Source organism: Solwaraspora sp. WMMA2056, from assembly GCF_030345095.1.
Taxonomy (GTDB): Bacteria; Actinomycetota; Actinomycetes; order Mycobacteriales; family Micromonosporaceae; genus Micromonospora_E.
This window is the reverse complement of the sequence record NZ_CP128360.1, coordinates 2,339,604-2,363,196: the sequence shown is the minus strand read 5'-3', so window position 1 is coordinate 2,363,196 and position 23,593 is coordinate 2,339,604. Positions and strand designations below refer to the sequence as shown.

At 71.6% G+C, this 23,593-nt stretch carries 22 protein-coding genes; 12 read left to right on the top strand and 10 right to left on the bottom strand.

The features are described from left to right. Positions 1-117 precede the first annotated feature (117 nt). Positions 118-630: a DinB family protein gene (locus O7608_RS10855; RefSeq protein WP_289209828.1), complete on the top strand. Its 513-nt coding sequence runs from the start codon at positions 118-120 to the stop codon at positions 628-630. 67 nt (positions 631-697) lie between these two features. On the opposite strand, the gene O7608_RS10850 is transcribed toward O7608_RS10855, so the two are convergent. Next, positions 698-1,795: a cellulose binding domain-containing protein gene (locus O7608_RS10850; protein WP_289209827.1), complete on the bottom strand. Its 1,098-nt coding sequence runs from the start codon at positions 1,793-1,795 to the stop codon at positions 698-700. A gap of 190 nt (positions 1,796-1,985) precedes the next feature. After that, positions 1,986-2,678, bottom strand: coding sequence for a SanA/YdcF family protein (locus O7608_RS10845; RefSeq protein WP_289209826.1), 693 nt, complete (start codon positions 2,676-2,678; stop codon positions 1,986-1,988). A gap of 105 nt (positions 2,679-2,783) precedes the next feature. On the opposite strand from O7608_RS10845, the gene O7608_RS10840 reads away from it, so the two are divergent. After that, a complete protein-coding gene (locus tag O7608_RS10840) occupies positions 2,784-4,169 on the top strand; it encodes an outer membrane protein assembly factor BamB family protein (RefSeq protein WP_289209825.1) in 1,386 nt (461 codons plus the stop codon). 114 nt (positions 4,170-4,283) lie between these two features. Here the strand turns inward: O7608_RS10840 and O7608_RS10835 are convergent, their stop codons facing one another. The 4 genes from O7608_RS10835 to O7608_RS10820 form a co-directional block, all read right to left on the bottom strand. After that, positions 4,284-5,315: an iron-siderophore ABC transporter substrate-binding protein gene (locus O7608_RS10835; protein WP_289209824.1), complete on the bottom strand. Its 1,032-nt coding sequence runs from the start codon at positions 5,313-5,315 to the stop codon at positions 4,284-4,286. 145 nt (positions 5,316-5,460) lie between these two features. After that, on the bottom strand, positions 5,461-6,522 hold the full coding sequence (locus O7608_RS10830; RefSeq protein ID WP_289209823.1) for a FecCD family ABC transporter permease: 1,062 nt from the start codon (positions 6,520-6,522) through the stop codon (positions 5,461-5,463). 19 nt (positions 6,523-6,541) lie between these two features. After that, positions 6,542-7,567 carry a FecCD family ABC transporter permease gene (locus O7608_RS10825; protein ID WP_289209822.1) on the bottom strand — a complete coding sequence of 342 codons (1,026 nt, stop codon included), beginning with the start codon at positions 7,565-7,567 and terminating at the stop codon, positions 6,542-6,544. 48 nt (positions 7,568-7,615) lie between these two features. Further along, complete coding sequence (locus O7608_RS10820; RefSeq protein WP_289209821.1) at positions 7,616-9,841, bottom strand: glycosyl hydrolase family 95 catalytic domain-containing protein; 2,226 nt, start codon at positions 9,839-9,841, stop codon at positions 7,616-7,618. 136 nt (positions 9,842-9,977) lie between these two features. Here O7608_RS10820 and O7608_RS10815 point away from each other — a divergent pair, with 136 nt between their 5' ends. Continuing rightward, positions 9,978-10,844, top strand: a complete 867-nt coding sequence (locus O7608_RS10815) for a DUF3152 domain-containing protein (protein WP_289209820.1) — start codon at positions 9,978-9,980, stop codon at positions 10,842-10,844. 3 nt (positions 10,845-10,847) lie between these two features. On the opposite strand, the gene O7608_RS10810 is transcribed toward O7608_RS10815, so the two are convergent. Continuing rightward, complete coding sequence (locus O7608_RS10810; protein ID WP_289209819.1) at positions 10,848-11,837, bottom strand: sulfite exporter TauE/SafE family protein; 990 nt, start codon at positions 11,835-11,837, stop codon at positions 10,848-10,850. 217 nt (positions 11,838-12,054) lie between these two features. Continuing rightward, a complete protein-coding gene (locus tag O7608_RS10805) occupies positions 12,055-13,470 on the bottom strand; it encodes a GH1 family beta-glucosidase (protein WP_289209818.1) in 1,416 nt (471 codons plus the stop codon). 182 nt (positions 13,471-13,652) lie between these two features. Here O7608_RS10805 and O7608_RS10800 point away from each other — a divergent pair, with 182 nt between their 5' ends. Both O7608_RS10800 and O7608_RS10795 read left to right on the top strand, forming a co-directional pair. Further along, positions 13,653-14,294, top strand: a complete 642-nt coding sequence (locus O7608_RS10800; RefSeq protein ID WP_289209817.1) for a hypothetical protein — start codon at positions 13,653-13,655, stop codon at positions 14,292-14,294. A 233-nt stretch (positions 14,295-14,527) separates the two neighbouring features. After that, a complete protein-coding gene (locus tag O7608_RS10795; protein WP_289209816.1) occupies positions 14,528-15,727 on the top strand; it encodes an RtcB family protein in 1,200 nt (399 codons plus the stop codon). A gap of 190 nt (positions 15,728-15,917) precedes the next feature. Here the strand turns inward: O7608_RS10795 and O7608_RS10790 are convergent, their stop codons facing one another. After that, a complete protein-coding gene (locus tag O7608_RS10790) occupies positions 15,918-16,958 on the bottom strand; it encodes a glycoside hydrolase family 11 protein (protein ID WP_289209815.1) in 1,041 nt (346 codons plus the stop codon). Positions 16,959-17,472: 514 nt separating this feature from the next. On the opposite strand from O7608_RS10790, the gene O7608_RS10785 reads away from it, so the two are divergent. The 4 genes from O7608_RS10785 (at position 17,473) to O7608_RS10770 (ending at position 20,655) form a co-directional block, all read left to right on the top strand. Further along, positions 17,473-18,012, top strand: coding sequence for a SigE family RNA polymerase sigma factor (locus O7608_RS10785; RefSeq protein WP_289209814.1), 540 nt, complete (start codon positions 17,473-17,475; stop codon positions 18,010-18,012). Positions 18,013-18,026: 14 nt separating this feature from the next. Next, positions 18,027-18,686 (top strand): hypothetical protein, encoded by a 660-nt coding sequence (locus tag O7608_RS10780; RefSeq protein ID WP_289209813.1) that lies wholly within the window; start codon positions 18,027-18,029, stop codon positions 18,684-18,686. Positions 18,687-18,756: 70 nt separating this feature from the next. Further along, the gene (locus O7608_RS10775; protein WP_289209812.1) at positions 18,757-19,614 is read left to right on the top strand and encodes a class I SAM-dependent methyltransferase; all 858 of its coding nucleotides are present in this window, start codon (positions 18,757-18,759) and stop codon (positions 19,612-19,614) included. A 33-nt stretch (positions 19,615-19,647) separates the two neighbouring features. Continuing rightward, positions 19,648-20,655: an ADP-ribosylglycohydrolase family protein gene (locus tag O7608_RS10770; RefSeq protein WP_289209811.1), complete on the top strand. Its 1,008-nt coding sequence runs from the start codon at positions 19,648-19,650 to the stop codon at positions 20,653-20,655. A 37-nt stretch (positions 20,656-20,692) separates the two neighbouring features. Here the strand turns inward: O7608_RS10770 and O7608_RS10765 are convergent, their stop codons facing one another. Then, positions 20,693-21,220 carry a hypothetical protein gene (locus tag O7608_RS10765; RefSeq protein ID WP_289209810.1) on the bottom strand — a complete coding sequence of 176 codons (528 nt, stop codon included), beginning with the start codon at positions 21,218-21,220 and terminating at the stop codon, positions 20,693-20,695. 267 nt (positions 21,221-21,487) lie between these two features. Here O7608_RS10765 and O7608_RS10760 point away from each other — a divergent pair, with 267 nt between their 5' ends. The 3 genes from O7608_RS10760 to O7608_RS10750 all read left to right on the top strand — a co-directional run bounded on the left by O7608_RS10760 (position 21,488) and on the right by O7608_RS10750 (position 23,505). Then, entirely contained in the window at positions 21,488-22,375 is an 888-nt protein-coding gene (locus O7608_RS10760) for a helix-turn-helix domain-containing protein (RefSeq protein WP_289209809.1), read from the top strand. A gap of 46 nt (positions 22,376-22,421) precedes the next feature. Then, entirely contained in the window at positions 22,422-22,820 is a 399-nt protein-coding gene (locus tag O7608_RS10755) for a hypothetical protein (protein WP_289209808.1), read from the top strand. Between the two features lie 358 nt (positions 22,821-23,178). Further along, positions 23,179-23,505 (top strand): DUF397 domain-containing protein, encoded by a 327-nt coding sequence (locus O7608_RS10750; protein ID WP_353850559.1) that lies wholly within the window; start codon positions 23,179-23,181, stop codon positions 23,503-23,505. Positions 23,506-23,593: the final 88 nt, after the last annotated feature.

The window sequence follows — 23,593 nt, the reverse complement described above, 5'->3', positions numbered from 1 at the left end:
CGGTCGCTCACGATGGTCGGGGCCGTACGCGGACGGCGTACGGCCCCGGTCCGACCAGGCTCCCGACAGCGGTAATCGCGGTGCGGTCCGAGCGGCCCGACGGCTAGCCTGCCGCGCATGACACCTGAACGCGTCCGGCCGCCGTTCGATGCCGACGAGCGCACCCAGTTGGTCGGCTGGCTCGACCTGCAACGCGCCATCGTGCACCTCAAGTGCGAAGGGCTGTCGGACGACGACGCCCACCGGCCGCTGCTGCCGTCGTCCCCGCTGATGACCGTCGCCGGGATCGTCTCGCACCTGCGCTGGGTGGAACACACCTGGTTCGAGGTGCTGTTCCTCGGCGGACCGGCCGACGGGCCGCAGTTCGACGAGACCCGTGAGGACGCCGACATGCTGGTCGACGGTGTGCCGCTGGCCCAGCTGCTCGCCGACTACGAGCGGCAGTGCGCCATCTCCAACGAGATCGTCGCCGCGCATCCGCTGGAGCAGACCGGCCGGCACCCGGACTTCCGCTCGGCGGCGGCGTCGCTGCGCTGGATGCTGATCCACATGGTCGAGGAGACCGGTCGGCACGCCGGTCACCTCGACGTCATCCGGGAACTGTTGGACGGGCGCAAAGGCTACTACTGACCTGCCGACCCGCCGGTGTGCGTGACGGGGGACGGTAGGCCACCCACACCGGTACGAACGTGTCAGGTCAGCTGGCGGTGCAGGACGGGGTCATGCCGGAACCACTGCCGGTGCCCTGGAAGCCGAACTCGGTCGACTGCCCGGCGGCGATCCTGCCGTTGTAGCTGACGTTGCGGAACTGGACCGCCCCGCTGTTGCCGCTACGGTCGGCGTTCCAGGCGTTGGTGACGGCCGCCCCGCCGGGCAGGGTCATCGCGACGGTCCAGCCGTTGGTGCCGGCGGAGCCGGCGGTCACCCGTACGGTGGCGACGAAGCCGCCGTTCCACTGATTTAGCGTGACGGCCGCCGTACAGCCGCCGTTGCCCGGTGGTGGGGTCGTCACCGGTGGCGGGGTGGACGGCGCGGGCGAGGTGTCCGGCGTGGTGGTCGGCCCCGGCGTGGACGGCGACGGGGTGACCCCACCCGGGTTGAGGCTGCCCGGTACGGCGGTCAGCGCGTTGTACCAGGCGGTGGCCATCTTGCCGTACCCGGTGGCGTTCGGGTGGACGCCGTCGGCGAGGTCGGCGGTGGTCAGCGCGGCGTACATGTTCACCAGGTGCACCTTGCGGCCGGCGTTCGCCCGGCTCTGCACGATCTGCGGGATGGCCGCGTTGAAGCTGCGGATCTGAGCGTCGGCGAAGCCGGCCGGGATGATCGTGGCGACGAACAGGTACGCGTCGGGTGCGTTGGTGGTGATCTTGTCGATCAGCGCGGCGAGCCGGTTCGGGGCGTTCGGCAGGTCACGGTTCTGGGTGATGTCGTTGGTGCCGATCTGCAGCAGGATCGTCTGCGGGTTCGACGCCCGGAGCCAGTTGACGATGTTGGCGTCGATCTGGTCGATGCGCCAGCCGGAGTGGCCCTGGTGGTTGCGGTCGGGCAGGCTGGCCGGCCCGTTGGACTGGGAGCCGACGAAGTCCACCGAGTGGCCGCCGGCCTGGAACTTCTGCCACAGGTCGATGCGGTAGCCACCGGACACGTTGAAACCGTCGGTGATCGAGTCACCGAGCGGCATCACCCGGACCGGGGTGGCCGACTGGGCGTGGCCGCTGTTGCCGACCAGCAAGGTGGCCGCCGCGAGCAGCACGGCCGCCAACACCGCCGTACATCGACGAATGGACACGGTCATGAAGAACTCCTTCCGAAAACATCTAAGATCGTGAATGTAGACGCTTTCCTGTGGAGTGCAGCGACGCGTCCCGACGGTCCGGCGACGAACGGCCGGCACCCTGCGCCGAGCGGCACAGCACAGCAGAAAGGCAGGAGTACGACTCACCAGCGGGCACGTTCACCGGCAGCAGCACCGGCAGGTCGCGCCGTCAGTTGCGCAGGGCGTCGTCGAGGCTGGTCTCACGAGGTCCGGGCAGCGCCGGCTCCCGGCCGACCAGCACGTCGTACGCGGCCTTGACCGCCGCCAGCCGCTCCCGGAACGCCCCCCACCGCCAGGCCCGCTCAAAGCGGCGTACCGAGTCGTCACCGACGCCGACCGCGTCGACGCCGACCCGCCGGCAGACCGTCACCGCCCGGTCGATGTGGAAACTCTGTGTCACCACGATCGCCTGCTGTACGCCGAAGACCTGCCGTGCCCGCAGGCACGAGTCGTAGGTGTCCAGGCCGGCGTGGTCCTGCACGATCCGCTCCGCCGGCACGCCCCGCTCGATCAGCCAGCGCCGCATCGCGCCCGGCTCGTCGTAGTCCCATTCGCGGTGGTCCCCGGAGACCAGGACCGCCCGCACCCGACCGGCTTCGACCAGTCGCCGGGCCACCTCCAACCGGCCGGCAAGGAACTCCGACGGCGTACCGTCCGGGCGGACCTGCGCGCCGAGGACCAGGGCCACCGGCGCGGCCGGCACGTCCGCCAGGTCGTACACGTGCGCGGCGGCCGACGCCCGGATCCAGTACCCGCTGGCGGTGACCAGCAGCGCCGCCGCGACCGCGACCACGGCGACGAGAAGAAACTTGCGGCGCAGCCAACGTGAGCGTCGGGACTGATGAGCCGGGGCGTCGTCCATCCCGTAAGTATTGTCGACGGGCTCCGTCGCGCCCCGACGCGGACATCCCGGTCCAGGCACCCGGGATGCTGGACACCCGCAGCGGCAGAGAGAAGTGTGGAACGCATGGTCATCGAGCTGGGCCTGACCCGCGAGCCGCAGGCACCGCCGCCGACGACGGCCGGTGGTTGGTGGCGGCGGCGACCGTCGGGCCCGGCAGCTGGCGGCTGGTCGCCCGTGCGCCGGGCGCGCCCGTACGCCGTACTGGCCGGCCTGGCCATGCTGCTCGGGCTGACCGGTGCCGCGCCGCCGGACGGCCCGCTGCTGGTCCCGGTCGCCGCGCACCAGGTGAAGGCCCGCGACATCGTGCTCGCCGGGGACCGACTGCTGGTCACCTCGGCCGCCGTCCAGGGCTCGACCACGACGTGGCAGCTCTCGGCGTACGCGATCCCCGCCGGCGATCTGCTCTGGACGGTACCGCTGCACGCGGCGAGCTGGCGGCTGCGCCAGGTACGCCGTACCGGTGACGTGATGCTCGTGGATCCGCGCTCCGCGCCGGGTGCCGGGGCGACGATGATCCTGGACGCCGCCACCGGGCAGACCCGGTGGGTCGCCCCGGACGGGTTGGTGCTGACCGACGACGGCCGCACCGCCCTGCTCCCGGAGCCGGGTGAGTCCACCGGCGTCCCGTCGACGTTGGTCGCCGTCGACGTCGGCAGCGGCGACGAGTTGTGGAGCACCGGGTTGGCCGCCTCGACCGAGGTGCTCGCCGGGGCAGCCGGTCAGGTGCTGCTGGTCGGCGCCGACGGGCGGGCCGAGGTCCGCGAGGGGCGCACCGGCGCGGTACGGCGTACCGCCGAACTGGGTGCGGTGTCCCGGCCGGACAGCATGGGCGGCACCCTGGTGATGCGCCAGTCCAATGGCGGCCAGTTGGGCATGGTCGGCTACGACCCCACGACGTTGCGGCAGCTCTGGCAGCGGCCGGTGCCGTACGGGCCCGGCCGGATCACCGAGTGTGGCGAGCTGATCTGTTTCCCGGCCGGGGCCCAGATCGAGGCGGTCGATCCGCTGACCGGCGAGTTGGTGTGGCGCATCGACGCGGACCTGGTCGTCGACTTCGACAGCTATCTGGTGGCGTACAGCGTGGCGGGTGTGCCGGCGGCGGACGGCGGCTCCGGCGCCAGCGGTGGCAGCGGCGGTACCAGCGACAGCACCAGCAGCGGGGCCGGGGCGGGCAGTGGGCGGATCGTGGACCCGGCGACCGGGCGGACGCTGCTGCCGATGAGCGCGTGGTACACCGAGTTGGAGGGGCGGGGCGACGCCACGTTCGTCGGCTACCGTCAGCCGGTGGAGGACGGCCCGGCCTGGCTCGCCGTGCTGACCCCCACCACCCAGGTGTTACGTCTCGTCGGGGTCGTGCCCGGACCGGTCGGCGGATGTGTCGCCGACGAGGCCACGATCGTCTGCCGCAGCGGCGCCGATGGCATCACCATCTGGCGTTACCAACTCTGACCCCCGACCACGCCCTCCAAGATCCCGACGATCTTGCGCTTATCGTTGGACGAATACGACATATCCTCTCGATAAGCGCAAGATCGTCGGGAAAGGGGGCGGGAAAGGAAGCGGTCAGGAGGCGGCGTCGACCTTTTCCGCGGCGGCGGCGAGGGCGGCGACGTAGTCGTCGAGGCCCCAGGTCACCGACAGCGCGGTCGGCGGCGACACCGAGGCGATGAACTCGGCCCCGACCAGCGAGGCGACCGCCCCGGACTGAACCTGCGGCATGGTCTGCGCGGCCGGCGAGGCCAGGAAGGCGTCCTGCTCCTCCTGGGTGGTGGCGAACGAGACCAGGACGTCCGAGGTGAGCTGGTCGAGTTGCTCGTAGCTCATGGTGAAGTAGAACGTCGACTCGTCGGTGCCGAGGTCGTTGACGCTCTGGGCGCCGGTCATGCCGAGATCGAGGGCGAACTCCACCCGCGGGTCGGCTTCCTTGTAGACGTAGAAGGTGTCGGCGGAGTCCCAGACCATCGCGACGCTCTTGCCGGCCAGCTGCGGGTTCTCCTGTGCCTTGGTGGCGATCTGGGCGTCGATGTCGTCGAGCAGCGCCTGCGCCTCGGCGCTCTTGCCGAGCGCGGTACCTACCGTGGTGATCAGGTCGCGCCACGGGGTGGCCCACGCCTCGTCCGGGTAGGCGACGGTCGGCGCGATCTTGTTGAGCAGGTCGAACTGCTCCTGGTCGATGCCGGAGTAGACGGCGAGGATCAGGTCGGGTTCGGCGGCGGCGATCTCGTCGAACGGCGGCTCCTGCGCGTCCGGCAGAACGGTGGGCACCTCGGCACCGGTCTCGTCGAGCTTCTCGGCGATCCACGGCAGTACACCGTTGGCATCGCCGCCGTAGCTCTGGAACGGGATGGCGACCGGCACCACGTCGAGGGCGATGGCCGCGTCGGCGCTGCCCCAGCCCCACGCGACGACCCGGGTCGGGGCGTCGGAGATGGTGGTCTCGCCGAACGCGTGCGAGACGGTCACCGGGAAACCGGCGGTGCCGCCACCGTTGTCGGTGTCGCCGGTGGAGTCGTCGCCGGAAGAGCAGGCGGCCAGGCCCAGGGTCAGGGCGAGCGGTACGGCGACAAGGACGCGGCTGAGTATTCTGCTGTTCACTGTCTCTCCTACAGGCGCGGTCGGTCCGCGAGTCGACCCATGCAACCATGGGTAAGTTAGGTTTGGCTAGCCTTTGTAATCGCGGTTACCCAGCCGTGATACCGGCCCGTACCGGACCAGGCCCCGCGCCCGTCCCGGCGCACGATCAGGCCCCGCGCCCCTCCCGGCCCGTCGTGGCCAGCAGCCACAGCAGGTACGGGCCCCCCAGCACCGCGGTGACGATGCCGACCGGTGCCTTCACGTTGCCGGGCAGCAGATGCTGGGCGATCAGATCCGAGCCGGTCACCACGACCACGCCGACCAGCGCGGCCGGCAGCAGCACCGGAGCGCCGGAGCGCATCAACCGCCGAGCGATCGGCATGGCGACGAAGGCCACGAACGCGATCGGACCGGTCGTCGCCGTCGCCACCGCCGCGAGCGTCACCGCGACCACGAGCAGCACGATCCGGCCGCGTTCCAGCCGTACGCCAAGCCCGGTGGCGGTGTCGTCGCCGAACTGCAGCAGCTCCAGCGTCGCCCGCGCCACCAACAGCACCATGGCGAGCACGGCCAGGGTCACCGCCAGGACGACGATCTCCGGCCACCGGGCGGCGCCGAGGCTGCCGACCATCCAGGCCAGTGCGGTCTGCGCCTCGCGTACCTCGCCCCGGGTCAGCAGGTAGCCGAGCGCTCCGTGGGCCATGAACGCGGCGGCGATGCCGACCAGCACGAACCGGTATCCGGTCAGTCCGTTCCGCCAGGACAGCAGGTAGACGGCGGTCGCCGTACCGGTCGCGCCGACGAACGCCGCGACCGAGACACCCAGGCTGCCGACACCGAACATCGTCAGCGCGGCCACCGCCGCGACACTGGCGCCACCGGTGACGCCGATGATGTCCGGGCTGGCCAGCGGGTTGCGCAGCACGGTCTGGAAGATTCCGCCGGCGAGGCCGAACGCCGCCCCGGTGAGGATCCCGGCGATCAGCCGAGGCAGCCGCAGGTCGAGGATGATGAACTCGTCACGGCCGGTGCCCTGCCCGGCGAGGGTGCGCAGCAGATCGTCGGGCGCGACCCGGTAGGAGCCGAGGCTGAGGCTGAGCGCCGCCAACAGCAGCGCGACCACCACCAGCGTCGACACCACCACGGCGGCCCGGACGCGGCGACGCCAGCGCAGCCGGCGCAGCGCCGGCCACTCCCCCTCGGCGTGGCGGGTTCCGGTGACGGTCATTCCACAGCCATCCATGCCTTCATACCGCGGCCATCCGGGCCTTGCGGACCAGGGCGATCAGCACCGGAGCGCCGAGGAACGCCGCGACCAGGCCGGCCTCGACCTCGCCGGGCAGGGCGACGAGCCGGCCGACCACGTCGGCGGCCAGCAGCAGGGCCGCGCCCAGCGGCAGACTGTAGGCGAGGATCCACCGGTAGTCGGGCCCGGTGGCCCAGCGGGCGGCGTGCGGCACGACCAGACCGACGAAGACGATCGGGCCGGCGAGCGCGGTCGCCGACCCGCAGAGCAGCACGGTCGCCAGCAGGATCGACGCCCGGTCGCGGACCACGTGCTGCCCGAGCCCGTGGGCGACGTCGTCGCCGAGACTGAGCGCGTTGAGCAGCCGGCCGGAGGCCACCGCCAGCACGGCGCCGACGACCAGGAACGGCAGCACCGTACGGGCGGCGGACAGGTCCCGCCCGACCAGCGAGCCGACCTGCCAGAACCGGTAGCGTTCCAGGGTCTGCAGGTTGGTCAGCAGCACCAGGGTGATCAGCGAGGTGAGGACCGCGGTCAACGCGGAACCGGCGATGGCCAGTTTCACCGGGGTGGCGCCGCCCCACCCCATCGAGCCGACGCCGTAGACGGCCAGTGCGGCCAGTGCGGCCCCGGCGAAGGCGAACCAGATGTAGCCGACGGTGGTGCCGATGCCGAGCCAGGTGATCGCGACGACGACGGCGAGGGACGCCCCGGCGTTGACGCCGAGCAGCCCGGGGTCGGCGATCGGGTTACGGGTGAGCCCCTGCATGAGCGCGCCGGACAGGCCGAGGGCCGCCCCGGCGAGCAGCCCGATCACGGTCCGGGGCAGCCGGAGATCCCAGATCACCACGTGGTCGGCGATGGTCGGATCCCGGTGCGCCAGTGCGTCGAGCACGATCGGCAGGGCGATGTCGCGGGCCCCGAGGGCCAGGCTGGCGAAGATGGTGCCGGCCAGCAGCGCGACGGCGATCAGCAGGCCACCGAGCCTTCGACCGATGGTGAATCGTCGCCGACTTTCGGTAACCAAGGAGTCGTCGACCTCACCTCGACCGCGCCGAGGTGAGGTAAGCATTCCCTAAGTATGCAGGTCCAGGGTCACCGGCTCGTCGGCGGGCAGGTCGACCGGCAGCACCCCGTACGGGCTGGTGACCGTGACCCGTTGGGTGAGCGCCGAGCGGAGTCGGACCCGCACCGAGGCCGCGTTCCAGGTCAGCTCCTCGACGGTGATCCGCCCCCGGCAGGTGACCCCCCGCAGGGTGCCGCCGGGCAGCTGCGCCGGCCAGGCCGGCACCAGGTGCAGGGCCACCGACCCGTCCGCCGGGTCGACCCGCGAGTCGACCAGCGCCTCGATCAGTACGCCGGGCAGCGCGTGCGCCGCGTCGGCGTTGTACGTCTGCAGCCCCGGGTTGTGCGCGCTCATCAGCGACCGGAAGAACATGTCCGCACAAATGATCTTCCGCAGGTTGGCAGCGACCCCGTCGGCGTCGCGCAGCCGGGCGGCGACCAGCGCCCGGTGCAGGCTGCCGTGCGCGGAAAGGTTCTCGTCACCGCGTACGGCCAGCGCCCGGTGCGCCGCGCGGGCCAGCTCCGGCGTGCCGTCCGGGGTGATCTCGTGCAGCGGCCACACCGGGTAGAGATGGCTCACGTGCCGGTGGTCGTCGTCGGCCCGGTAGCCGGGCCAGGCCCATTCGGCGAGCGCTCCCCGGTCGTCGACCAGGTACTCCGGCAGCCGTGCGGCCAGCTCCGCCCACTCGGGCGACCCGGTCAGCGCGCCGGCCAGGCCCATCGCGTGCCGGGCGGCGGCGATGTCCATCGTCGCGTTGACCGCCAGGTAGACCGGCTGGTCGTTCTCATCGAGCGGACCGGTCTCGCCGGAGAACGACGGCACGAACACGAACCCCCCGTCGTCGTCGACCCGGGTCAAAAAGTCGGCGAAGAACTCGGCCGCCTCGACCAGCCACCCGGCGGCCGCGCCCAGCGGCTCCCCGGTGACCAGGTGATGCTCCCAGAGCGGGTACAGCAGCCAGTCGGCTCCGGGCAGCCAGGCCGGCCACGGCCACTCGTCGCAGAAGTGGAACAGGTGGCCGTGTTCGCCGTCGGTGCGACCGGGGGCGAGCAGGCCCCGGCCGCCGTACACCGCCCGCGCGTTGCGCCGCCAGTCGTCGACCTGGCCGGCGATCAGCCGCCGGTACGCCGCCGTCACCTCCGGCAGGGCGCCGATCGCGGCCCCGGCCATCTGCAGGTTGAGGTTGGCGTCGGTGGTGAAGTCACCGGCCCAGGCCGCGTCCCAGGACGCCAGCCAGAGGCCGGTCAGCCGGGGCGGCAGCACACCGCTGGAGCTGATCAGCAGGTACCGGCCGGCGTGGAACAGCCGCTCCAGCAGCACCGGTGACAGTCGTTGGTCGTCGGCGCGCTGGGCGTCGAGCAGCTGGCCGACCGGATGGTGCCGGTCGGTGTCGTCGACGCGCAGCCGCAGGTCGAGCCGCTGGTACATCGGTGCGTGCAGCGCGACGTGGCGTCGCAGCAGCCGGTCGTAGTCGTCGCCGGCGAGCGCCGTCAGCCGGGCGTGCAGCGCCGCCGTGCCCCAGCCTGGTGTGTCGTAGCGGTCGAGCACGGTCAGCGTCAGCGCGTCCCCGCCGATGCGGATCCGGTCGCCGACGATCTCGGTGTCGCCGACCACCAGGGTCAGCCCCTCGAACCCGTACGCGCCGAGTCCGGGCGGGTAGCTGCCCCGGACCCGCAGGACGGCGTACCCGTCGTGCCGGTAGGCGGCGACGTCGTAGCCGACGGCGACCGGCCGGCCGGGCAGGTCGCCGGTCGCGCCGAGCAGGCACGGCCCGGCGGCGAGCGCGACCACCGCGACGGCGTCGGCGCGGGAGACGAAGGCCCGCCGGGCGCGGTCGCCGTCCCAGGTCGCGCTGACCTCGCCGGTGGCGAAATCGGTGGTACGCCGGTAGTCGGCCGGTGGCGACGGGTCGGCACGGGTGGCGACACTGTCGATGGTCAACGCGTACCCGGGGTGGTAGGACTGGGTCCACTCCAGTTGTCGCCCGTCGGCGAGCAGCCGGCCGGCCTCGGCCCGCCGGTCGGCCAGGATCAGCTCGCGGACCTGTTCGATGACGCCGGCCAGCTCCGGTGGCCGCCGGTCGCGGGTGCCGTTGGGCAGCACGAACCGGTGGTGGTTGACCACGATCCGCTCCGCGACCGGGTCGCCGTGCACCATCAGCCCGTACTCGCCGTTGCCGGTGAGGAAGGCGTCCTCCCAGCGGGCCGCTGGCGCGGTGTCCTCGATCCGGTGCACCGATCGACCTTAGCCAACGTCCGCCACACGGCAACCGCCTAGTGTTCCTGCCATCTGGACCTGTGCACTCACCGGTTGCGGCGCCGGATCCGTTCTGTGATGAGGTGGCCTGACGTCACCGAGGGGAGTGATATCGGTGCACATCGGTCGAAATCGGGGCACGACCGCCGGACTGCTGGCGGCGCTGCTGGCTGCCGGCGTCCTGGTCGGATGCGGAACCGCCCCCGCGACGCCCGTGTGGCAGCCGGCACCGGGCGCGGCGGGCGGCCAGGCCGCCCCCAGCGACGGCGCGCCCAGCACCGCACCACCGAGCACCGCACCACCGAGCCCCACCCCCAGCCCGACGCCGACGACACCACCGGACTCGGCGATCCCCCGCTCCGGTGCCGGCAGCTTCGACGCCGCCGCCGGGTCGCCGGGCCGGATCGGCATCGGCACCCGGATCGTCACCTACCGGGTGGAGGTCGAGCGGGACATCGACTGGGGCGACCTGGAGCCGTGGACGGTGAGCCGGTTCGCCGACCGGGTGGACGGCATCCTCGCCGCGTCGCAGGGCTGGACCGAGTCGGGGTTCCACCCGGTGACCGACCGCAGCGTCGGGCTGAACCAGGCGTCCTGGTCGTTCCGACGGGTCGGCGGGGACCGCTACGACGTCCGGATCCGGTTGGCCACCCCGCAGACCGTCGACCGGCTGTGCGGCCGGGCCGGGCTGGACACCGCCGGCGTCTTCTCCTGCCGGACCGGCACCACGATCATGATCAACCTGCGCCGGTGGCTGCAGGGGGCCGATGGCTACCCGGTGACCATCGACGATTACCAGACCAGTGTGATCAACCACGAGGTCGGCCACTACCTGGGCTTCGACCACATGGGGTGCGCCGGCGCGGGCCAACTGGCCCCGGTGATGGGGCTGCAGACGACCGACCTGGGTGGCTGCCTGCCGAACCCGTACCCGTTCGACGTCGACGGCCGGTTCGTCAGCGGCCCCTGGCGGCCGTCCTGACCGTCACGGGCCGCCGCTACCGACCCGCGCCGGTTCGGCGGACCGGTCGTCGGCCGGCGGCGACATCCGCAGTTCGGTACGGGCCAGGGCGGGCAGCCCGTGCCGGCGGCGGGCGGCCATCCAGCCGACCGAGCCGGCGACCACGACCACCACGAGCAGCGCCAGCAGGGCGATGTCCGGGGTGCCGAGCAGCTTGAGCGCACTGGCCAGCAGGACCAGGGTCAGCGCCCGGCGGACCAGCCCACCCGGGGCCCGGGAGGAGAGCTGGGCACCGATCCACGCCCCCGGTACCGCGCCGAGCAGCAGCGAGGCGGTCAGGTCGAGGCGGAAGTCGCCGAAGAGCAGGTGGCCGATGGCTGCGGCGATCACCAACGGAACCGCCTGCACCAGGTCGGTGCCGACCAGGAACGCCGGGCGCAGCAGCGGGTAGAGCATCAGCAGCGCGATGATGATCAGCGAGCCGGAGCCGACGCTGGTCATCCCGACGATCAGCCCGCCGACCGCGCCGATCGCCACGGTGGGCAGCGGGCGGGCCTTCAGCGGGGCCTCAGCCGGGGCGGCGACCGCCGGTTCGGTGCCGGCGGCGACCGCCCGGCGGCGGGCGGCGTGCTCGACCATCCGGGTGTAGGTGCGGAAGACCAGGCCGGCGGCGGCCAGCAGCAGGGCCACCCCGAGGGCCACCTTGATCCCGTGCTGCAGGCTCTCGCCGTCACCGAGCGCCCGCAGCAGCAGGACGCCGGCGAAGGCGCACGGCACGCTGCCCAGGCAGAGCCAGCCGACCAGGGACCAGTGCACGGTCCGACGTCGGATGTGCACCAGCCCACCGACCGGCTTCATGACCGCGCTGACCACGAGGTCGCTGGAGACGGCCGCGAGCGGCGGGACGCCGAAGAAGATGACCAGCATCGGGGTCATCAGCGCCCCGCCGCCCATCCCGGTCAGCCCGACGATGATCCCGATGCCGCAGCCGGCGAGCACCAACACCCAGTCCACCCCACCGAGGGTGCCGGACCGGACCGGCAATGTCTAGCTTGTCGATCGGGATTATCAAGGCGATAGGTAAACCGGATCAGGTCGATTCCCGGTCAGTCCGCCGGCAGCGCGTCCGGCTCAGGCCGCCGGCAGCGCGTTCGCCTCAGTCCGCCGGCAGCGCGTCCGGCTCAGGCCGCCGGCAGCGCGTTCGCCTCAGGCCGCCGGCAGCGCGTTCGCCTCAGGCCGCCGGCAGCGCGTTCGCCGCGACCACCCGGCGGTACCAGTGCGCGCTCTCCTTCCAGGTCCGCCGCAGCGTCTCGCGGTCGATGTGCACGATGCCGAACGTCTTCGCGTAGCCCCGCGCCCACTCGAAGTTGTCCATCAGCGACCACACGAAGTAGCCCCGCACGTCCGCCCCGCCCTCGATCGCCTCGGCCACCGCGGTCAGGTGCCGGTGCAGGTAGTCGATCCGCCGGGGGTCGTGCACCCGACCGTCGGGGTCGACCACGTCGTCGAACGCCGCCCCGTTCTCGGTGATCATCAACGGCAGCCCCGGGTAGTCGCGGTGCAGCCGCAGCAGCAACTCGGTCAACCCGGTCTCGTCGATGTTCCAGCCCATCTGGGTGTACGGGCCCGGCTGGGCGACGAACTCGACGTCGGTCACCCCGATCCACGGCGACGCGGCACCGTCGGCGTGGCCGTCGGCGGTCGACCGGGGCGACACACCGTCCCACTGCCGTACCAGCACCGGGTTGTAGTAGTTCACCCCGAGCAGGTCCAGCGGCGCGTGCGCGGCGGCCTCGTCCCCGTCCCGCACGAACGCCCAGTCGGTCACCGAGGCGGTGTCGTCGATCAGGTCCCGGGGGTAGGCACCGTCCAGCATCGGGCCGAGGAACGCCCGGTTGGCCAGGGCGTCGATCCGGCGTACCGCTTCGGCGTCGGCCGCCGACTCGCCCCGGACGTGGTGCAGGTTCAGCGTCACGCTGACCTGCGCCGCCGGGTCGATGGTGGCGCGCAACGCCCGTACCGCCAGGCCGTGACCCAGGTTGAGATGGTGTACGGCGGCCAGCGCGGCGGCCGGCTCGGTCCGCCCCGGCGCGTGCACCCCGGAGCCGTAACCCAGGTACGCCGAGCACCACGGCTCGTTGAGGGTGATCCAGGTGTGCACCCGGTCACCGAACACCTCCCCCATCTGGCCGGCGTACTCGGCGAAGCGCTGCGCGGTGTCCCGGTGCGGCCAGCCGCCGGCGTCCTCCAGCTCCTGCGGCAGGTCCCAGTGGTAGAGGGTGGCCACCGGCGCGATGCCCCGGGCCCGCAGGCCGTCGATCAACGCCGAGTAGAAGTCGACACCCTTGCGGTTGAGCTGGCTGCCGCCGTGCGGCAGCACCCGCGACCAGGAGATCGAGAACCGGTAGGCACCGACACCCAGGTCGGCCAGCAGGTCCAGGTCCGCCTCCAGCCGGTGGTAGTGGTCGCAGGCCACGTCGCCGGTGTCGCCGTTGGTGACCAGGCCGGGGGTGTGCGCGAAGGTGTCCCAGATCGACGGCGTCCGGCCGTCGACAGCGGCAGCCCCCTCGACCTGGTACGACGCGGTCGCCGTCCCCCAGAGGAAGGTTCCCGGGAAGGTGCGACCGGACGGTACGGATGCTGACATGTGGGACTCCCCTTACGCGCTGAGCACGATCTCGAGCTGTTCGGCTCCCAGGATGCCTGCCGACCGCCTGCGTACCGGCCCCGGATCCGCCGTCCGACCCAGGTGACCTCGGACACGGCGCCGTCGGCGCCCCGGTGCCAGCCGGCTCAGCCGGTACATGTCAGCGCGGATATCGTCGACACGTGGTCCACCCGCTGCTCGCCGTCCTGCACCGGGCAGTCGACGGCGACTTCCCGGCGGACACCGGCGGCGTCGACGTCACCGGGGCACTGCCCGGCGGCTGGGAGTGCGTCCTGGCCCTCACCGGGTACGCGATCGTCGCGACCGCCGTACCGCCGGCGCAGGTCCTCGCCCACTCCCCCGACGGATTCGGCGGTGCCCACGCCCCCGATTTCCTGCGCTGGCTTGCCGGCCCGCAGGGCTGGCTGGACAGTCTCGACGTCACCCTGGTCGCCCGGGGCCGGGGCGCCGACGGCGGGCCCGACCGGCTCGTTGCCCGCGACGACCTGGCGGAACATCCACGGGTACGCCGGGCGCGGCGGCTGCGCCAGCGGGTCGTCGCGTACGGCGACGACCGGGGCGTGGTCACCCTCGCCGACGGGCTGGCCGGCCGCCGGGAGCTCAGCATCGAGGTGACCCGACCCGCCCGGCGGACCGGCCGGGCGCTGCTCGCCGACGCGCTGACCCTGGTGCCGGCCGGTGAGCCGGTCTTCGCCGCGGTCGCCCCGGGCAATGCGAGATCCCTGCGTGCCTTCCTGGCCGCCGGCTTCATCCCGATCGGCGCCGAGGTGCTGATCGCCCCCGACCCGCGACGCCGGCCGTGATCCTGGCGGCGAGCCGCAGCGATCAAACCGGTTGCGGCCGTCGACCGTACCCGCCTAGCGTGGACCGCACAGCGAGTGACGAGGAGCCACCGATGCGCCAACTGGCGAAACCCGCCGCCGCTGCACGCGGCTGAGCCTGCTCCGTCCGCTGCGGCGCCCGCACACCGACCAGCCCGGCGATGCCGGTGCCGGTGGCCGTCGCCGTCCCACACCGTCCACTCACGGGAGTCCCCATGAGTCCCACCCTGCTGTCCGGCACCCGGGCCCCGGTCAAGGTCTGGACCGATCCGTCGACCATCGAGCCGCAGGCCAGCCAGCAACTGCGCAACATCGGCGCGCTGCCGTGGGTGCACGGCGTCGCGGTGATGCCCGACGTGCACTACGGCAAGGGTGCCACCGTCGGTTCGGTGATCGCGATGCGTCAGGCACTGGCCCCGGCCGCGGTCGGCGTCGACATCGGCTGCGGCATGTCGGCGGTACGCACCAACCTGACCGACGCGCAACTGCCCGACGACCTGGGGGCGCTGCGCAACGCCATCGAGGCCACCATCCCGGTCGGATTCCAGGCCCACGACGACCCGGTCGACCCGCGCCGGGTGCACGGGCTGCCGACCGCCGGCTGGGACCGGTTCTGGTCCGGGTTCACCGGCCTGCACTCCGGGGTCGCCGCGCTGGAGTCACGGGCGCAGCGCCAGCTGGGCACCCTCGGTGGCGGCAACCACTTCATCGAGGTCTGTGTCGAGCAGGGCGGTGCCGACGCCGGTCGGGTCTGGCTGATGCTGCACTCCGGCTCCCGCAACATCGGCAAGGAGCTGGCCGAGCGGCACATCGCGGTGGCCCGCACGCTGCCGCACAACGCCGGCCTGCCGGACCGGGACCTGGCGGTGTTCCTCGCCGACACCCCGGAGATGGCCGCGTACCGGCGGGATCTGACCTGGGCCCAGGAGTACGCGGCCCGCAACCGGGCGATCATGCTGGCGCTGCTGTGCCGGGTGCTGCGTGGGGCGGTGCCGGCGGCCCGCTTCGACGAGCCGATCTCCTGCCACCACAACTACGTGGCCGAGGAGACCTACGACGGGGTGCCGCTGCTGGTGACCCGCAAGGGGGCGATCCGGGCCGGGCGCGGTGAGCTCGGCATCATCCCCGGGTCGATGGGTACCGGCTCGTACGTGGTGCGTGGTCTCGGCAACGAGGCGGCGTACTGCTCGGCGTCGCACGGTGCCGGTCGGCGGATGTCGCGGTCGAAGGCGAAAAAGACCTACACCGTCGACGACCTGGCAGCGCAGACCTCCGGTGTGGAGTGCCGTAAGGATGCCGGCGTGGTCGACGAGATTCCGGCGGCGTACAAGGATCTCGGCCAGGTGATCGCCGAGCAGGCCGACCTGGTCGAGGTGGTGGCCCACCTGCGGCAGGTGGTCTGCGTCAAGGGCTGACCGCTGACCCACCCCCCTTCCCGACGATCTTGCGCTTATCGAGAGTATTTGTCCACTTTGTTCCACGATAAGCGCAAGATCGTCGGGGAGCAGGCGGTGCCGGTGGTACGCAGCGCGGAGCGGGCCGACCCCCCAGCAGGGTCGGCCCGCTCACGTACGGGATGTCTCGTTCCTCAGTCGGTCAGGGTCATCATGTTCGACAGGTGACCGTAGGCCACGTCCAGTTGCCCCCGTGCATGATCGTCACACCGAAGTTGTTACCGCTGCCGTTCGGCCTGGCGGTGATGTTTCCGGTAGTGCCGCTGACCGCAGCGTTCCAGCTGTTCTGCAGGCTCTGGCCGCCGTGCAGGCTGAGGGTGACCGTCCAGTTGCTGACATTCTGGACCGAGACGTTGAGGTTGAACCGGTCGCCGAACTGCTGACCGGCCGACAGAACGGCGGTGCAGTTGCTCTGACCCGGGTTACCCGGGTTGCCAGGGTTCCCCGGGTTGCCGGTGGGGCTGGGACCGGGGTTGCCGGTGCCGCCTTCCCAGACGGTGATGTCGGAGCTGCCCTGGCTCTGGTAGCCCTCGGTCGCCATCACCTGGTAGCTGTGGTTGGAGCCGAGCTGCATGCCGGCACGCGCCCAGGCGTCGAAGTGGTTCGCGGTGGTGATGGTGCCGCCGGTGCGCTTCTGCTGCCGGACGCTCCAGTACTGGTAGAACGTCTGGGTGCCGTCGATCGACGGCGCGTTGACCCGCTGGCTGCGCAGGATGTCGTAGGTGCCGCCGTCGGTGGTGACCGAACCCATCCGGGTGGCGCCGCTGCTCGGGTTGTAGCTGCCGAAGTTCTCGACCACGTAGTACTCGATGAGCTGGTTACGCGTCCACCCGTACAGGGCGAGGTAGGTGTTGTTGTTGCCCGGGTTGTAGCTGCCCGAGTAGCTGATCGTCCGGCGGGTACCGGTGGCCCAGCCCTTGCCGCCGACCCAGTTGTTGGTGCTGCGGTCCCACGAGCTGGAGTAGCGGCCGTTCTCGCGCAGCGTCATGCTGGCGTTGCCGCTGTCCTTCCAGAACGAGAAGAAGTATCCGTTGTGCGTGCCGGTCTGGTTCGAGCTGAGGTACCGGTCGGCCTCGGCGTGCGCGCTGGGGGCGATCACCAGACCGCCGGCGACCAGCGCCGCGGCGCAGGCGGCACCGAGGAGCAGCCGCAGACGACCGCGGCGCCTCCGGGTGGTGGGGATGTCGTTCATGTAGTCGCGTCCTTCTCGTGACGGCTGGCAGGAGGCCAGCGATGCGGTACGACCCGACAGCTCCCCGCGGCCAGGTGACGGCCCCGGTCATCGGCGTCGCACCACGCGGTGGTGGTGAGGGGACCGGTCGTGCTGCCCGACCGGTCGGAGTGGATCGCCGTGGGGTGGCATCGACAGTGATTGAGTACTGTCGATGGCCGAGAGTATTGGTCCATCGACCGACTCGTCAACGACTTTCGGAAACATTACGGAAACACCGTCGACCGACAGACCCTGCGTGAGCGAGGCGTTCCCACTGTCCAGTACCGGCGGGCGATCCGACGGGCAGCAGCCTCCACCTCGGCTGGGCGATCACGTGGCCCGGTCGATGTCGGTCAAGGTTCCGGAAGAGTTCCGGAACCTTGCGGCGGCCACCCGGCCCGCCCGTGCAACCTCGTACGGCCACCCGGCTCGCCCGTGCAACCTCTCGGCGGCCGGTTCCGTCACTAGGGTGTCACGGCGGAAGGAGACCCTCTTGAGCAGCGAGCGTGACGAGCAGTTCCGGGACTTCGTCCTGGCCCGGCGTACCGATCTGGTCCGGACCGCGACGCTGTTGACCGCTGGCGACCCGCATCTCGCCGAGGATCTGGTCCAGTCGGCACTGACCAAGCTGTACGTGTCGTGGCCGGCCTTCCGACGATCCGGCAACCCCGGTGGGTACGTCTACCGGACACTGGTCAACACCCTGCGCGACGAGTGGCGACGACCCTGGCGGCGCCGCGAGAGAACAACACCCGACCTGCCCGAACACGCGTACTCACCGGTGGGCGACGGCGGCCCCGACGAGCGGCTGCGCGGTGCGCTGCGCGCGCTGCCGCCACGGATGCGCGCCGCGATCGTCTTCCGCTACTTCCACGATCTCGACGTGGCCGAGACCGCCGAGGCGCTCGGTTGCTCGCAGGGCACGGTCAAGAGCCAGACCGCCCGTGGACTGGACCGGCTGCGCGCCGCACTCGGCAGCGCCGACGGCCACCGGCTCTCCTCCCCCACCACCAGCCTGCCTGCGGCCTTCTGAGAGGTGTTCGACCAATGACTGACCTGCACTCCCGTCTCCAGGCGATCGCCGGGCCGGTCGCCCCGCCGACGCCGACCATGCTCGACGCCGACCTTGCCCGAGGGCGACGCGCGCTGCGCCGTCGCCGTACCGCTCAACTGGTCACCGGCTCCGCGGTCGCCGTGGCCGCGGTGCTCACCGCCGCGTTGGCCCTGCCGGCAGCCGTTCTCGACCGGCCCGGCGACGGTCCCGGAGGCGATCCCGGTCGCGTCAGCACCGGCGCTGGCGCGATCACCCAGCTCGTCGCCTACACCGGCGAGCAGCCGAGTGGCTTCACCCTCGACCGGGTGCCGGACGGCTGGCAGGTGCAGGGCCAGGACGAATGGACAGTGGTCCTGGCCAGTACCGACGCGGCGGACCAGAATGTCCGCAGCTGTGTCGGGAAGATCTGCCTCTGGCTGCAGGAGTTCGTGCCGACCGACGTGGTGAGCAGCCAGGTGCAGGTGGCCGGTCGACCGGGGATTCTGGCGACGATGCGCGACACCACCCATCCCGGCACCCTCTTCGTCGAGGTGGATCCGGATCGCTACCTGACCGTCCAGTTCTGGGACGGGTTGAACTGGACCGAGGCCGAGATCGTCGAGTTCGCCGCCGGCATCCACGTCCACGAGGATGCCAAGATCACCCACGGCTGACCTCCACGGGCGGCAGGTGCCGGCGGGATATTACGTCGCCGGTGCGCCGGCACTCGCCGATGATGAGTCGATGGCCGACAACGCATCGACGGCGACCATCGTCGACTACTACACGTTCCGGTACCGGGAGGACCAGCGGCTGCGGTCGCGCCCGTGCAACCGCCTGGAGTGGCGGCGCACCTGCGAACTGCTCGACGAACTGCTGCCGGCGGCTCCGGCCCGGATCCTCGACGTCGGCGGTGCCGACGGTGCGTACGCCCGCCGGCTGGTCACCGCCGGTCACCGGGTCCGGCTGCTGGACCTGGTCCCGGCGCACGTCGCGCAGGCCCGCGCCGGCCGGCCTGCGATCGACGCCGCGGTCGCCGACGCCCGCGCGCTGCCCGAGCCGGACGACGCGTACGACGTGACGCTGCTGCTCGGGCCGCTGTACCACCTGCCGGAGCCGGCGGACCGGCGGACCGCGTTGGCCGAGGCGGTGCGGGTCACCCGACCCGGAGGCCTGGTGGTGGCCGCTGCGATCTCCCGGTTCGCCGGACCACTGCACTTCGCCGCCACCCGCCGGTGGAGCGACACGATGGCAGCTGAGGCGCGGGCGCTGGCCGCCGACGGGCGCAACGACCCCGGGATCGGATTCACCGTCGCCTACTTCCACCGGGTCGAGGAGTTGACCGGCGAGCTGCAGGCCGCCGGCCTGACGCGGGTCACCGTACAGGGGATCGAAGGCCCCGGATGGACGGCGGCCGAGGCATCGGCCGACGCTCCGGACGCGGACGTGGTGTTCGACCACGCGCTCGCCCTCGCCCGGATCTACGGTCACGAGCCGGCGCTGCTCGCCGCCAGCGCACATCTGCTCGCGGCCGGCACCGTCACGGCCGGCACCGTCGTCGACCTCGCTGCGGCCGGTGCCGGTGTTGACCCTGCCGGTTAGGCTGCCGGCGGTCGGGGCGGGGGAGGTAGCGCGGTGAGTGGTGTGGCGACGGCGGACCGGGCGTCGGGGTGTCTGTTCGGGCTGGCGTACGGTGATGCGCTCGGCAAGCCGACCGAGTTCATGCAGGCCGCCGAGATCCGCCAGCGGTACGGCCCGACCGGCCCGCGCGAGCTGGTCGGCGAGCCGGCGCTGGTCACCGACGACACCCAGATGACGCTGGCGGTCGGCTGGGCGTTGCACGACGCCCCGACGGCGACGCCGCAGGTGGTCGAGCCGCTGCTGAGGGACCGGTTCCTGGCCTGGGCGGCCAGCCCGGACAACGACCGGGCGCCGGGGATGACCTGCCTGCGGGCCTGTGGCGAACTGTCCACCGGGGTGCCGTGGCAGCAGGCGACCGTCGCCGGTTCGAAGGGCTGCGGGGCGAACATGCGGGTCGCCCCGGTCGGCCTGGTCGCCGGCTACGACGACGACACCGTTGCCGGGCTGGCCCAACTGCAGGCCGGGTTGACCCACGGGCATCCGACCGCGTTGGCCGCCAGTGAGTTGACCGCCGTCGCGGTCCGGCTGCTTCGCACCGGTACGCCGTTGGCCGACCTGCCGGCGGCGCTGCGGGAGCACTGTCACCGGCAGCGGGAGGTCTACCGGGTCGACTGGCTCGGCCCGTTGTGGCAGCGGCCCGGCGTGGACAGTCCGACCGGGTTCATCTCACGGGGCTGGGACGAGTGCCTGGCAGCACTGGACCGGCTCGACGCGGCGCTCGCCGCCGGGGACGACGGCGGTGACGCCTGCCGGCTGACCGGGGAGGGCTGGATCGCCGAGGAGGCGCTGGCCACCGGGCTGCTGTGCGCCCTGTGGCACGCCGACGACCCGGTGGGGGCGCTGGCCCGGGGCGCGGCGACCACCGGGGACTCGGATTCGATCGCCTGTCTGGCCGGGGCGTTCGTCGGTGCCGCGTACGGCATGGCGGCCTGGCCGTCGTCGTGGTCGGACCGCATCGAGTACGCCGACCAACTGCGTGCCCTGGGCCGGGCCTGGGACTGAGCCGGTCAGCCGGGCCTGGGCGTGAGCCGGTCGGCGGTCAACCGAGCGTGACCTGGGTGACCACGCCGAGCAGGGTGCCGAGCAGGAAGGTCGCCCAGGCGGTGCGGTTACCCGATCGGCGCAGGGCGGTGAGCTCCTCGTTCAGGCCGTCGAGTCGGCGGGCGACGGCGTCCACCTCGGCCTGGACCGTCGGGGCGGCACCGTCGACCGTGGCCGCCTCGACCTCCCGCCGGGCGTCGTCCAGGGTGTGCGAGGCCTGTCCGAGCTCGACCGCTGCCCGCTGGGCCCGTTGGCCGGTGACCGCCACCGTGCGGGTGATCAACGATCCGGCGCCGGCGGCGATGACCACCGCCAGGAGCAGCAGGATCGTGCTGACCCAGGATGAGCTGGCGGTTGGTTGCTCCCGGTCGACCGCGACGGTGATGGCCAGGCCGACCAGCATCCCGCCGACCGCGAGCACCACGAGCTTCCGACCGAGGTTGCCGCTGTCCTGCCCGACCGGCTGCGGCTGGTCCGCGACAGCGCCATGCGGCGGGTCCACGGTGACGTCATGCTGCCGGCTCATAGGCCAACGGTAACGACCGTACGCCACCTTCGGCAATGTCTCCGAAGACGAGCGAGTCTTCTGCGATGTCGCAGATTCTCAGATAGTGCAGAGCGATGTGATGGGTCGGCGGCTGTTCGTGCCCTGATTTGAGCGTAAAGAGACGCTTTTCCTGCGCGTGCCGGCGTCAGGAGACGCCATGCTCCACCATGTCGCTGAGTGCGATCCGGTGATGGGACAGCTAACCTGGTGCTACATCACACATTAGTTGATCTTAGGGGAACCGCGATGATCAAGAGTGCTGATCCCGAGGTGCAGCGTCGCCGCTTGCGGATCCAGCTGCGCGACTTCCGGCAGACTCGGCAGTTGACCCAGAAGGACGTGGCCAGGGAGCTGGACTGGTCGACGTCGAAGCTCATCCGGATCGAGACCGGTGAGTCGAGCATCGCGGTCAGCGACCTGCGCGCCCTGCTCGCCCACTACGAGGTGACCGATCCCGACCTCGTCGAGCAACTCGTCGGGATGGCCCGCACCGCCAAGCACCAGACCTGGTCGTCGTACCGGGACGTACTGAGCCCCGCACTGATGCTCTACCTCGGCTACGAGAGCTCCGCGTCCCGGATCCGCCAGTTCGAGCCGCTGCTGATCCCCGGCCTGCTGCAGACCGAGGAGTACGCCCGCGCGATCATCCGGGCCTACTCCCCGCCGTCGCGGTCGGACCGGGACGTCGATCGAATCCTCCAGGCCCGGATGGAACGCCAGGAGTTGCTGACCCGTGACGACCCGCCGGAGATCTCCTGCCTGATGGACGAGGCCGCGGTCCGCCGGGCGGTCGGCAAGCCGAGCGTAATGGTCCGGCAACTGCAGAAGCTCAAGGACCTCAACGCGCAGCCGAACATCTCGATCCAGATCGTGCGGTTCAGCGCCGGTGAGCACCCTGGGATGCAGGGCCCGTTCTCGATTCTCGACTTCCCCGACCCCGCCGACGACGACCTGGTCTACCTCGAGTCGGCCACCGCGCAGACACTCAGCGGTGAATCCGCTGCGGTCTACATCGAGAAGTATTTCCAGATCGAGGATCTCGCCACGCCGAAGGCTCGGCTGAACGAGGTCATGGATGAGCTCATCGCAGAGATGCAGCGCAATCGGAAACTGACACCGACAGCCGACAACTGACAACTGGTGGCACCGGGTGCGACCAGGTCGACTAAGGGGAACGCGGATGACGTCCTCACGCCCGGCGGATGAGCAGATGGAACCGTCGACCGTTGCCGGCCTGGTTCCGGGCACGCACGCTGGCCGGGCGTCGTGGGCTGCGGTACGTGGCCTGCCCACGGCGCTTCGCCGGCGCGTGCAGTGGCAGCCGGTGGCGCTCACCGCGACGCCCATGACGAGCCTGTTGACCGTGGTGCTCTATCTCCAGCTGCATCCCGCCCGGTGGGCGTGGACCGCCGTGACGCTGGTCGCCGTCTACTTCAGCGCGCGACTGTGGCCGACTGCCAGTCGGGTGCTGCCGGCCGTCGCCGGGCGACTGTCACGACGGTCCACCGCGCCCCGCGCGGACGGCCAGGCGGTGAAGCACGCCACCAGCGGCGATCACCAGTACGCCGGCGACCACTAGTTGCGCCGGCCACTCGGCCCGCCCGTCGATCAGTCGGGCACCGGCTCCGGCGGCGGCGGCGAGGCCGACCACCAGTGGCGCCGCGACGGCCGCGTAGGTCAACAGTCTGCGTCGCGATGGCACCACCGTAGCGCCATCGCCGGCACCGGCCGATGGGCCGACATCGGCACCGGAACCGATCCGTGGGTCGTCACCGGCCACCGGCACCCTCCTCACCCTGCACATGATCCGGTCAAACAGCGTCGCGGTGGACCACAAGCGCGGCCGAACAGCAGCCAGGCGGAGCTGATGTTAGCATTTTCAGCCCCTGCAAATTGGACATGACGCGCAATCAATCGCGATTCGCCAGTTGATCTCGATGTGCCCGATGGCACACATATACGCGACTGCCTATACTTTGGTTGCTCGATGCCGAGCGGCTCAAGCACATCAGGCGACCCGGATCATGATGCGTGGGTCGACACCCACACACGGCGGGTCGATCCCTCGCGACAAGTCGGGAGAGACCGTGGCAGGCACACCGCAACCAGTCAACTGGCGGACGAGCACCTACAGCGGCAGTGACGCGTGTGTCGAGGTCGCGCACGACGGTCGCCTGGTGTACGTCCGTGACTCGAAGAGCCGCACGGCGACCCTGCGGTTCGGCCACCCACAGTGGACACGCTTGCTGCACTCGCTGCGGTAGCTCCCCGAGCCACCCGAACGCCCGCCCCGACCCCGGAGCGGGCGCCCTTGTCGTGCGTCCGCACCCACCCGACACGACCGCCGGCCCG